Below are 12,335 nucleotides of genomic sequence, written 5' to 3' on the forward strand. Positions count from 1 at the left end.
CGCGGGCTGCGGCCGGGCGTCGATGCCGGTCGACGCCGCGCGATCGCGCGTGCGTGGAGCGCGTACGAAGACGCACTGCTCGCCGGCGCGCCCGTGCGTCGCATGCGCACGACGCCGCGCGCGCTCGACCGCCTCGCCGACAAGTACCGGATCCAGGCGCACTACCTGCAGCGTCGCTGCTGGCTCGGCGAGCGCCGGCTGCTGTCGCTCGCGCGTCGCGCCGCGCACGCCGGCGTGCCGCTGCATGCGGTACACGGCACGCGCGACGCGGTCTGCCCTGTCGATAACGTCGCGCGCCTCGCGCGCGCGGTACCCGCGGCGATCGTCGAACGCGTGCCGGCCGGTCATCTCGCGAGCGATGCCGCACTCGCGCGCCGTCTCGCGCGCGCGATCCGCACGCTGTTCGGCGATGCGTGACGGCCGCGCGGCGCGCGATCAGTCCCACGCATAGCGCATGCCGATCCACGCGCCGCGCGGCGCGCCCGGCCCGACGAACGTCTCGTCGACCGCAGCGGCACCGTCGAACATATGGTTCGGGCCGTTGAAGAAATTCCGGCCGAGCATTCCGAAGCTCGCATAGCGCTTGTCGAGCAGGTTCGTGATCGACGCGAACAGCTGCAGATGTTTCGTCGCCTGCCATGTCGTGTCGACGTCGATCAGCAGGTAGCCCGGCAGCTTGCCGCCCGCGTCGCGGTTGTTTTCGTCGCCGCGCGCGAACACGCCGCTGCGGTACGTGAGGTTCGTGCCGAGGCTCCACGTCGGCGTCGCGGCATAGTCGAGCCGCAGCTTCGCGGTGCTGGCCGGAATGCCCGGGATGCGGTCGCCCGATCGCACGACGATGTTGCCGCGTGCATCGGCGCTCGAGTTGCTCGCGCTGTGCTCGGTCCACGTCGAGCGGTACGACGCGTCGACATAGCTGTAGCTGACGCCGATCCCGACCGGCCCGACGCGCGTATGCGCGGCGAGCTCGATCCCCTGCCGGCGCGTCTTGCCGACGTTCTGGAAATAGCCGAGCGTGCCCGCGCCGCCGTTGCTGCTGACGAACTGGATGTCGTCGTCGAGCGTCGTGCGGTAGAGCGCCGCGCTCCACGTCGTCGCCGCGCCGACGCGCCCGCGCGCGCCGAATTCGACCGTCTTCGCGATCACGGGCTTCAGCGGCGGATCGGCGAGAAAGTCGTTCGGCAGCGAGCACGGCGCCGCTGGGTCCGCGCACGCGAGTTCGATCGCGGTCGGCGAGCGCATGCCTTCGTTGTAGGTCGCATACGCGGTCAGGCCGGGCGCCGGATTCCAGGTGACGCCGATCGCCGGATTGAAGCGCGAGAACGTGTGGCGGGCAGTGAGCAGCGGCTGCAGCCCGCTGACGTCCTCGATCGCCGCGCGCGCCCAGTCGTAGCGGCCGGCCAGCGTCAGCGACCATTGCGGCGCGAGCTGCAGCGTATCGTCGAAATAGAACCCGTAGTTTGCGTTGCGCGTCTTCGCGCGCGTCGTCTGCTGAAACTCGCCGATACCGATCGTCGCGCGCGAATCGGTAAACGCCGCCGGCTGCGACGCTTGTTCGAAGCGCGCGTTCGCCAGATCGGCGGATGCGCCGAGCACTAACTGATTGTCGAAGCCGGCCGGCTTGCCGAGCAGCGTGAGCTGCAGGCTCGCGCCATAGCGCTCGGTCGCGATCGTCGAGCGGTCGTTGGTCGCCTGCGCGCCGTCGGCGGCGTCATCGTCGTCCGCGCGGCCGACGTCTTCGTTCACGTTGCTGCTGACGTTCGTGTTCCGATACCGGCGGTAATACACGTTGCCGCTCAGTTGCACGCGATCGCCGAACGCATGATCGCCGGACAGCGTCAGATAGCCGGCGCGATTGCGGTTCAGGTCCGGATAGGTATAGGCCTGCCGCGGATTGTCGAGGAACGAGCGCGGAATCGTCTGCGTGCCCTGCAGCGTATTGTCCGCGCCGCCGGCGGACAGCGACAGCGTCGTATCGGCATCCGTATAGCGCAGCTTGCCGAAGATTTGCCGCACGCGGCTCGCATTGTGGTCGGCCCAGCCGTTGTCGTTCGCCACATTCGCGTTCAGGTAGTAGTCGACACGATCGCCGACACGGCCGCCCTGCTCGAACTGCACCGTCTTGCGTCCCCACGAACCCGCGCCGACCTCCACTGCGCCGCCCGGACTCGTGCTGCCGTTCTTCGTCGTGATCGCGAGCGCGCCGCCGAGCGTGTTGAGCCCGTAGGTCGGGTTCGAGCCGGGAATCAGCTGCAGCGTGTCGATCGCGGACGGCGGCAGGATGTCCCAGTTCACGACGTCGCCGAACGATTCGTTGATGCGCACGCCGTCGACGAACACCGACAGGCCTTGCGGCGTGCCGACGACCGGCGACGCGGTAAAGCCGCGGTAGTTGACGTCCGGCTGGTAAGGGTTGCCCTGTGCCTCGGCGATGTCGACGCTCGTCGCGTTCTTGTCGAGATAGTCGGTCAGCGTGCTGCGATGCTGGCGTTCTTGCTCCGCGCTCCGCACGGTCTGCACGTTCGACGGCACGCGCGACAGCGGCGTGCCGAGCCCGAGCAACGGTGTCGTGCCGACGACGACGATCGGCGCGAGCGTCGTCGCGTCGCGGCTGTCGTCCGGTGCGGCATGTGCGGGCCATGCGATCAGCAGCCCGCCGAACGCGCCGCCGCAGCACAGCGCGATGCGCGCGCGGCAGGCCGCGACGCGCCGCTTCGACGGTGCGGTCTCTTTCATCGTGTCTCCTCCGGTGTCCTTGTCGCTTTCGCGATCCCGTCGCGCGTGCATGTCACGACGTGGGCCGCGCAACGAGTCGTCTGTAAACCGAACGGCAAGAAGCATGCCGATGCGTGCAAATCGCGGTGCACGCGTAGTGCGCCGACGCGACGACGTGCGGCGTACACCGCGTTGTCGGATCGGCAGGTGTTGCGCTTCGGGTCGGCGCGCTGCGCCTGCGCCAATGCGGATCGACGACGCGCGGTGCGCGGGCGATGCGCGCCGTTACGCGATGTCGATTGGTCGTCGCATGCCACGCGCATCGCCGCATCGCCTCATCGCCACGCCGACCGGCACCGTGCGCACCACCCGCACTGTCATGTTTCGCAACAGTGCGCACAGCACGCTGTTCCCGAACGCAACAGATGCGCGCCGCGGCCGACCATGCCGCGCATTGCCAGCGCCGCCTTCGAATCGCGCGCTGACCCTCGCCGCACAAGGCCGCCGGCGTAATGGCATGCGATTTGCGTGACCGAGGTCGCACTGGATCCGGAACCCGTCCATGCCGGCCCGGCGATCTGTTTGCCGCGGTGCGACCACAATGACTCAGGAGACAACCATGAAGAAACTCTCGGCTTCGACGAGCCGACTGGCAACGATCGGCATCGCGGCGGCAGCCGCCATCGCCTTGAATCCCGGCCTCGTGGACGCCGCGGCCGACTATCCGGCCGTCACCTATCAGCGCCTGACGAATGCGCAGCACGATCCGGGCTGGCTGACCTACTACCGCACGTACAACGGCCAGGCGCACTCGCCGCTCAAGCAGATCGATGCGTCGAACGTCGGCCGGCTCACGCAGGCCTGGAGCTACAAGTTTCCGGCCGAACTGAAGCAGGGTTTCGAAGCGACGCCGATCGTCAACGGCCGCTATCTGTTCGTGACGACGCCGAAGGACAACGTCTACGCGTTCGACGCGGCGACCGGCGCGCAGCTCTGGAAATACGAGCCCAAGCTCGGCGCGGAATCGTTCAAGACCGCGTGCTGCGACGTCGTGAACCGCGGCGTCGCGCTCTACGGCAAGAACGTGTACGTCGCGATGCTCAGCGGCGAAGTGGCCGCGCTCGACGCGCAGACGGGCACGCTCGTGTGGAAGAAGCAGATGTTCGAGCCGGGGCTCGGCTACGCGTTCTCGCTCGCGCCGCTCGCGCTCGACGGTGCGATCGTCGTCGGCAGCTCGGGCGGCGAATACGGCGCGCGCGGCTTCATCGCCGCGCTGAACGCCAACGACGGCTCGCTGCTCTGGAAGCGCTTCACGATTCCGGGCCAGGGAGAAAAACACGGCGACACCTGGCCAGACGGGATGCAGACGCACGGCGGCGCACCCGCGTGGCTGACCGGCACCTACGATGCGGCGACGCGCACGCTGTACTGGGGCGTCGGCAATCCGGGGCCGTGGCTCGCCGATCTGCGTCCCGGCGACAACCTCTATTCGGATTCGCTGCTCGCGCTGGACCCGAAGAACGGCGACCTGAAGTGGCACTACCAGTACACGAAGCACGACACATGGGACTACGACGGCGTGAACACGCCGATCCTCGCGACGATCCGCTACAAGGGCCAGGCGCGCGACGCGATCATCCATGCGGACCGCAACGGCTTCTTCCACGCGATCGACCGCGACACCGGCAAGCTGATCTACGCGGAGCCGTTCGTGAAGGCGACGTCGGTCACCGGCTACACCGAGGACGGCACGCCGATCCAGGATCCGGCGAAGTATCCGAAGGTCGGCACGACGATCGATACCTGCCCGAGCTTCCTCGGCGGCAAGAACTGGTGGTCGGTGTCGTACGACCCCGAGCGCCACCTCGCGATCGTGCCGTCGCTGCACGCGTGCATGAGCCTGTCGGGCAAATCGGTGAACTACATGGAAGGGCTGCCGTATCTCGGCGAAGGCTTCGAGATCAAGCCCGAGCCCGGCAGCGAAGGATACGGCGAACTGCAGGCGATCGACGTGAACACCGGCAAGAAGGTGTGGAGCCACTGGAGCAAGCTGCCGTGGAACGGCGGCGTCGCGACGACTGCGAGCGGCCTCGCGTTCAGCGGCTCGCTCGACGGACACCTGTACGCGTTCGACGTATCGACCGGCAAGGTGCTCTGGGAAAGCCCGAAGCTCGCGAGCGGCATCATCGCGCAGCCCTCGGTGTTCGAGGTCGACGGCAAGGAATACGTCGCCGTGCTCGCCGGCTACGGTGGCGCGAACCCGATCTGGGGCGGCCCGATGGCGAAGGCGGCGGACGACGTGCCGCGCGGCGGCACGCTCTACGTGTTCGCCCTCGATCGCACCTGAGCCGCTGCTACGTCGCGCCCGCGCCGCCGCGCGCGGGCGCGCTTCCCGACTTTCATCCGAGCGTACGAACATGAACCTCCGACTTCCCCACCTCGCCGCGGCCTGCGCGCTCGCATCCGGCGCCGCGCTGACGGCACTGCCCGCCGCGGCCGCGCCGGTGCGCGTGTGCTCGCTTCCCGGCACGCCGACCGCTGCGCTCGACAAGGCCGTCGCGCGCGAAGCGTTCCGCACGGCCGGCGTCGTCGCGACGTTCGCCGCCCCCGGCGTCGACGGCAGCGACGACGACGGCGTCTCCGCCCACGAGCTCGTGCGGCTGCTCGAACGCGATTGCGACGTGCTTGCGGGCTTCCCGCGCTCGGCGATCGCCGATGCGTCCGACACGACACTGCTGTTCTCGCAGGGCTATCTGCGTTCCGGCTACGTGAGCGTCACGCGCCGCGACGCGGCTGCGTCGACGAGCGGTCGCGAGATCGTCGCCGCGACGTACGCGAGCCCCGCGCAACTGATCGCGGTCCAGCAGCAGAACGCGCACTTCGATCTCGAGAACACGTCCGAGCAGACCGTCGCGGCAGTCGCCAGCGGCCGCGCGCATCGCGCGATCGTCTGGTATCCGGCCGTCGTCGCGTATCAGGCCGCGCATCCGAAGCAGACGTTTCGCATCGCGCCGACGTCGTCGCCGTACACCGCGTGGCAGCTGGCATTTGCGTTCGCGCCGCGCTCGGCCTCGCTGCAGCAGCGGATCGACACCGCGCTCACGCAGATGAAGCGTGACGGCCGGCTCGCCGCACTCACGCGCAAATGGACGCTGCCGGCCAACGCACTCGAAGCGCGCAACGCAGATGCGATGCCGCCCGTCGCCGGCAGCATCATGCGCGCAGGCTTCGTGCGCGCGCGCGGCTTGCCGGCCGGCGGCGGCTTCATCCGGATCGCCGCGAGCACCGCCGAGCACGCGCCGACGTTCGACGCCGCGCAGGTCGAGCATGGCCGCACGCTGTACGGCAACGCCTGCGCGAAATGCCACGGCGCCGATCTCGAAGGCAACACCGCGCCTGCGCTGAGCGGCCCGTCGTTCGCGCCGCTATCGCATTCGCATCTGACGATCGGCGGCGTGTTCGGCTACATGGCGACCAACATGCCGGCCGACCAGCCCGGCAAGCTGAAGGACGAGGAATACGCGGACCTGATGGCCTTCCTGCTCGCGTCGAACGGCTATGTCGCGGGCAAGAGCAAGCTGACGGCCGATACCGCGCGCGCGTCGACCGCGCCGCTCGTCGTCGGGCCCGCAGGTCATCAGGCCGCCGGACAGTGACGACCGCACGCGGCACGCCGATGCGAACGGCGCCGCATGCATCTGTTTTTTTCTCTTCATCAGGACATACGACAGTGACTTACTCGACGACTCGCAGAACCTTCATCGTCCAGACGCTCGGCCTGTGCGCGGCGCTCGCGGCGGCGCGCACCGCGACCGCGGCGCCGCCGCTCGTCGACGAAAACGACGCCACGGCGAAATCGCTCGGCTATCGTGCGCACGCCGCGGCCGTCGATGCGGCGCAGTTCCCGAAATACCAGCCCGGCCAGCGCTGCGCGAACTGCCGGTTCTACAAGGGCGAGGCCGCGGACGCAGCCGGCACGTGTCCGATGTTCGGCGGCAAGGCGGTCGCGGCGGACGGCTGGTGCAACGTGTATGCGAAGCGCGCGTGATGCCGCGCGCGACGCATCGGCGATGCCCGATGCACGGCAGCCGGCGCCCGCGGGCGGCCACGACGACACGCTCGCATCGGCGAGCACGCGTTTCGCCGGACTGATCGCACTCGGCCTGTCGCGCGGCTTCGTGACGCGCGGCGACCTGATCGACGCACTGCCCGACGACGACGCGCACGATGCCGGCATCGACGCCGCGACAGCCGTCCTTGCGGAACTCGGCATCGCGGTATCGGACGATGCCCATGCGGAAACGGGCTGGTCGCTCGACCGGTACTTCCGGCCCGCACCGCTCTCCCGCGCGGCGGCCGAGCGCAACGGTGCGTTCGCGGCCTTCGATCTGCTCGTGCCGCGCACGACCGATCCGGTGCGGCTCTATCTGCGCGAGATGGGCACGGTGCCGCTCCTCACGCACGACGAGGAGATCGCCTACGCGCAGCGCATCGAGCGCGGCCGCGCGGCGTCGGTGGCGGTGCTGTGCGGCGATCCCGATGCGCTCGATGCGCTGGCGTCGATCCGTCGCGAGATCGCGGAAGGCCGGGCCGCTGCATCGGCCTATTTGATGTTCGTCGATGCGGGCGGGCATGCCGATGCAGCGGCCGCACTGGACCTGCATGGCGACGCGCAACACGACGACATGCGGCCGGGCGAGCCACACGTGTGCGACGCGGCCCTCGCCCGTCTGTCGTCGCTCGATGTGCTCGCGCGCGACATGCGCGCCGCGCTGACGTCGGGCGGCACGGCGTCGCGCGCGTACCGCGCCGCCGCGCGCGATGCCGCGGCGCTACTGCGCCCGCTGCGACTGTCCGCACGTGCAGTCGAGCGCATCGGCGCGCCGCTGCGCGGGCGCGCACGACGTCATCGCGAACAGCTCGCGCGTATGACGCGCGTGCTCCGCCATGCGGGCATCCCGTCGCAGACGACCTGGCGATACCACGACGCGCACGACGACGATCACGCGCGCTGGCTCGCGGCCGGCATCGCCGCGCATCCCGAATGCGAGCCGGCGCTCAAGCGCAGCGCGCCGGCGCTGTTCGAGGCGCGCGACGCGCTCGCCTCGGAGGCACGCGCATCGGTGCTGCCGCCGCGCACGGTCGCGCTGCTCGATGCGCGGCTCGATGCGATCGAACGCGCGACGCGCGCGGCGAAGACCGCGTTGTTCGACGCGAACCTGCGGCTCGTCGTGTCGATCGCGAAGCGCTATCCCGATCGCGGGCTGCCGTTCGCCGATCTGATCCAGGAAGGCAACATCGGGCTGCTGAAAGCGATCGACCGCTACGATCACCGCCGCGGCTTCCGCTTCTCGACCTACGCGACCTGGTGGATCCGGCAGTCGATCACGCATGCGCTGGCCGATCTCGGACGCACGATCCGCGTGCCGACGCACACCGTCGACGCGATCAACAAGCTCGCACGGCTTGCGCGCGAACATCGGCAGCGTGCGGGCGCGACCGCGACGCCAGCCGAGTTGGCCGCGCAGATGGGCGAGCCGGTCGACAAGGTGCGCGACCTGATGGCGATCGTGAAGGAGCCCGTTTCGGCCGACCTGCCGATCGCGCCGGACGGCGACATGACGTTCGTCGACGTCGTGCCCGATGCGTCGACACCGTCGCCGGAAGACGCGGCCGACGCGGCGCAACGGCGCGCTGCGATCGCCGCCGCGATCGACCGGCTTCCGCCGCGCGAAGCGCTGATCGTGCGGCTGCGCTACGGGCTGCATGCGGGCGAAGGCTGCTCGCTGCGCGACATCGGCCGCCGTCTGAATCTGTCCGCCGAGCGCGTGCGGCAGATCGAAGCGTCCGCACTCGCACGCCTGCGCGCCTCGGGCACGCTCGCGGTGCTGCGCCCGTTCGTCGGATGACGCACGCACACGATGCGCCGACTGTGCCGCGCGTCGTGTTGATACCTGCAACAGCCGCTGCTGCATTTCGGCGCACGCCGGCGGCCGCCGGCCGCGGCGTCTGCGTCGGCCGATCAACGCACGGCGTGCCCGCCGCCTCGCACCGGCGGCACCGGCGTGCAGGCAGCGCGCATCGTCGTGCGACTGGCATGCATGTTGCGTTTCGTTCGCCATTGCATGACACGTTGCGCTTTTCCACGGAGAACACCTTGACCGCCCTCGTCTCGATCCTTCACGAACGTCGAATCTTCGAACCGACGGCCGACACGCGCGACCGCGCGACCCTTTCCGGCATGGAGGCCTATCGCGCACTGGCCGCCGAGGCCGAGCGCGATTACGAAGGGTTCTGGGCGCGCCTCGCGCGCGAGGGCCTCGCGTGGCACAAGCCGTTTACGAAGGTGCTCGACGAGTCCGATGCGCCGTTCTACAAGTGGTTCGACGACGGCGAACTGAATGCGTCGTACAACTGTCTCGACCGCCACGTCGAAGCCGGCAACGGCGAGCGCGTCGCGGTGATCTTCGAGGCCGACGACGGCACCGTCACGCGCGTCACCTATGCCGACCTGCTCGCGCGCGTCTCGCGCTTCGCCAATGCGCTGAAGAAACGCGGCATCGGCAAGGGCGACCGCGTCGTCATCTACATGCCGATGTCGATCGAAGGCATCGTCGCGATGCAGGCCTGCGCGCGAATCGGCGCGACGCACTCGGTCGTGTTCGGCGGCTTCTCCGCGAAATCGCTGAACGAGCGGCTCGTCGATGTCGGCGCCGTCGCGCTGATCACGGCCGACGAACAGGTGCGCGGCGGCAAGACGCTGCCGCTGAAGAACATCGCCGACGAAGCAATCGCGATGGGCGGCTGCGACGCGGTGAAGAGCGTGATCGTCTATCGCCGCACCGGCGGCAAGATCGACTGGCATGCCGATCGCGACCTGTGGATGCACGAACTGGCCGACGGCGAATCCGACACCTGCGCGCCCGAATGGGTCGGCGCCGAGCATCCGCTGTTCATCCTCTACACGTCCGGTTCGACCGGCAAGCCGAAGGGCGTGCAGCACAGCACGGGCGGCTACCTGCTGTGGGCCGCGCAGACGGTGAAGTGGACCTTCGACTGGAAGCCCACCGACGTGTTCTGGTGCACGGCCGACATCGGCTGGGTCACGGGCCACACCTACATCACGTACGGCCCGCTCGCATGCGGCGGCACGCAGGTCGTGTTCGAAGGCGTGCCGACGTATCCCGATGCGGGCCGCTTCTGGAAGATGATCGGCGATCACAAGGTCAGCGTGTTCTATACGGCGCCGACCGCGATCCGCTCGCTGATCAAGGCCGCCGAAGCCGACGAGAAAGTGCATCCGAAGAGCTATGACCTGTCGAGCCTGCGCATCATCGGCACGGTCGGCGAGCCGATCAATCCGGAAGCGTGGATGTGGTACCACAAGCACGTCGGCCAGGAGCGCTGCCCGATCGTCGACACGTGGTGGCAGACCGAAACCGGCGGCCACATGATCACGCCGCTGCCGGGCGCGACGCCGACCGTGCCCGGTTCATGCACGCTGCCGCTGCCGGGCATCATGGCCGCGGTCGTCGACGAGACGGGCCAGGACGTGCCGAACGGTCAGGGCGGCATTCTCGTCGTCAAGCGGCCGTGGCCGTCGATGATCCGCACGATCTGGGGCGACCCGGAGCGCTTCAAGAAGAGTTACTACCCCGAGGAACTCGGCGGGCGCCTGTATCTGGCCGGCGACGGCACCGTGCGCGACAAGGACACCGGCTACTTCACGATCATGGGCCGCATCGACGACGTGCTGAACGTGTCCGGTCACCGGCTCGGCACGATGGAGATCGAGTCGGCGCTCGTTGCGCACGAGCTCGTGGCCGAAGCCGCGGTGGTCGGCCGTCCCGACGACACGACGGGCGAAGCGGTGGTCGCGTTCGTCGTGCTCAAGCGCGCGCGGCCCGAAGGCGAAGAGGCCGCGGCGCTCGCGAAGGCGCTGCGCGACTGGGTCGGCAAGCAGATCGGCCCGATCGCGAAGCCGAAGGACATCCGCTTCGGCGACAACCTGCCGAAGACGCGCTCGGGCAAGATCATGCGGCGCCTGCTGCGCTCGCTCGCGAAGGGCGAGGCCATCACGCAGGACACGTCCACGCTCGAGAATCCGGCGATTCTCAGGCAGCTCGCCCGCGCACTGTAGCGCGTGCCGGCATGGCCGGCCGCTCACGACATCTTCGACGCACGCCCGTTCCGGCACCGACCCGTGCCGCGAACGCGCTCGCGCGCAGATCGCCAACCGATCGCGCCGCCGTGCGTTCCCGCCGCGCGCCATCCGCCTGCACGGCCCGCGCGACGGATGCCGGTTTGCCGGTGGCCGTCGTTTTCGCAGTTCGATGCTTTGGAATTCTGTTCGACGCTTTCCGACGTACAACAACACTGGAGACACACATGAAGCACACCTTCTGGATCGGCTGCGCGGCGGCCGCCGGCGCAATGGCCTGCAGCGGCGCGTTCGCGCAAAGCAGCGTGACGCTGTACGGCAATCTCGACGCCGCCCTGCTCTATACGAACAAGACGCTCGACGCGACGACCGGACGCAACGCGGGCCACCAGTTCGCGATGACCGACACCGGGATGACGCCGACGACGTTCGGCATGATGGGCACCGAGGATCTCGGCGGCGGCCTGAAAGCGAAGTTCCAGCTCGAAAGCGGCTTCGCCGTCACGAACGGCGCGTTCAATCATTCGAACGGCAATTTCTTCGGCCGGCAAGCGTGGGTCGGACTCGACGGCGCATTCGGCACGGTGAAGGCGGGCCTGCAGTATTCGCCGTTCCTGCTCGCGATCTTCGATTCGGATCCGCGCAGCTTCTCGCACTTCGGCAGCGGACTGATTCCGTACGTCGACAACGTGCTCGTGACGGGCCTGTTCAACGCGAACGCCGTGTCGTACACGAGCCCGACGATCGCGGGCCTGACGGGCAGCGCGATGTTCGCGTTCGGCGGCGCCGCCGGCAACTTCCAGGCCGGACGCCAGTATTCGGCAAGCCTCAAGTACGAGCACGGCGGCTTCATGATCAACGCCGCGTTCTACGACGGCAACGACGGCGGCACCGCGGCAACGCCGGTGCCGAGCACCGTCGCGTTCGTCGGCCGCACGATCGGCGCCGCGTACCGGTTCGGGCCCGTCACCGCGAAGGCCTCGTTCGCGAGCTACAAGGTCGGCGGCTCGTTCAGCAACAACGTGTACGGCGGCGGGCTCGACTATCAGGCGACACCGGCCGTCGATCTGAACGGCGGCGTCTGGTACACGAGCGATCGCAACGACACCGCGAATCATTCGCTGCTCGCGGCGCTCGGCGCGAGCTACAGCCTGTCGAAGGCGACCTCGCTCTATGCGCAGGTCGCGATGGTCGACAACCACGGCGCGATGAACACGGGGCTCGGCATCAACAACGCGCTCTACGGTGCGACGGGGACGACCGTCGGCGCGAACGTCGGGATTCGGCACGCGTTCTGAGCGCGTTCCGAGCACGTCTGCGCGGCGCCGGCCTGCGCCATGCGGCGTCGGCCGCGTGCCTGCGGCGTTCCTGTATAGACCGCCGCCGGCGTGATGCGGACCGCCTGCCCCGCCGCGCAGATGCGCCGCCTCGCCAGTTGTCAGCGCGCGCCATCCGTGTC

9 protein-coding genes are annotated in these 12,335 nt (G+C 69.0%); 8 read left to right on the forward strand and 1 reads right to left on the reverse strand.

Annotated elements, in window-relative coordinates:
• Window positions 1–417: alpha/beta fold hydrolase (locus BST28156_RS04640; protein WP_367651220.1), on the forward strand; the 417-nt coding region annotated here is incomplete at its 5' end.
• A gap of 18 nt (window positions 418–435) precedes the next feature.
• Here BST28156_RS04640 and BST28156_RS04645 read toward each other — a convergent pair.
• Entirely contained in the window at window positions 436–2,736 is a 2,301-nt protein-coding gene (locus BST28156_RS04645) for a TonB-dependent receptor (protein WP_012464849.1), read from the reverse strand.
• Between the two features lie 223 nt (window positions 2,737–2,959).
• Between BST28156_RS04645 and BST28156_RS04650 the strand changes: the two genes are divergently transcribed.
• From BST28156_RS04650 to BST28156_RS04680, 7 genes are all read left to right on the forward strand, one after another.
• A complete protein-coding gene (locus BST28156_RS04650; RefSeq protein ID WP_038442352.1) occupies window positions 2,960–3,247 on the forward strand; it encodes a hypothetical protein in 288 nt (95 codons plus the stop codon).
• Between the two features lie 87 nt (window positions 3,248–3,334).
• A complete protein-coding gene (locus BST28156_RS04655) occupies window positions 3,335–5,062 on the forward strand; it encodes a methanol/ethanol family PQQ-dependent dehydrogenase (RefSeq protein ID WP_006399100.1) in 1,728 nt (575 codons plus the stop codon).
• Between the two features lie 70 nt (window positions 5,063–5,132).
• Window positions 5,133–6,371 (forward strand): c-type cytochrome, encoded by a 1,239-nt coding sequence (locus tag BST28156_RS04660; protein WP_012218311.1) that lies wholly within the window; start codon window positions 5,133–5,135, stop codon window positions 6,369–6,371.
• A 74-nt stretch (window positions 6,372–6,445) separates the two neighbouring features.
• Complete coding sequence (locus tag BST28156_RS04665) at window positions 6,446–6,763, forward strand: high-potential iron-sulfur protein (protein ID WP_012464848.1); 318 nt, start codon at window positions 6,446–6,448, stop codon at window positions 6,761–6,763.
• On the forward strand, window positions 6,747–8,624 hold the full coding sequence (locus BST28156_RS04670) for a sigma-70 family RNA polymerase sigma factor (protein WP_012218313.1): 1,878 nt from the start codon (window positions 6,747–6,749) through the stop codon (window positions 8,622–8,624). Before BST28156_RS04665 ends, BST28156_RS04670 begins: the two co-directional genes overlap by 17 nt.
• Window positions 8,625–8,812: 188 nt before the next feature.
• Entirely contained in the window at window positions 8,813–10,855 is a 2,043-nt protein-coding gene (gene acs, locus BST28156_RS04675) for an acetate--CoA ligase (RefSeq protein WP_012218314.1), read from the forward strand.
• A gap of 248 nt (window positions 10,856–11,103) precedes the next feature.
• Window positions 11,104–12,174, forward strand: coding sequence for a porin (locus BST28156_RS04680; protein ID WP_012218315.1), 1,071 nt, complete (start codon window positions 11,104–11,106; stop codon window positions 12,172–12,174).
• Window positions 12,175–12,335: the final 161 nt, after the last annotated feature.

The sequence above is a fragment of the Burkholderia pseudomultivorans genome, from assembly GCF_902499075.1.
GTDB classification, from domain to species: domain Bacteria; phylum Pseudomonadota; class Gammaproteobacteria; order Burkholderiales; family Burkholderiaceae; genus Burkholderia; species Burkholderia pseudomultivorans.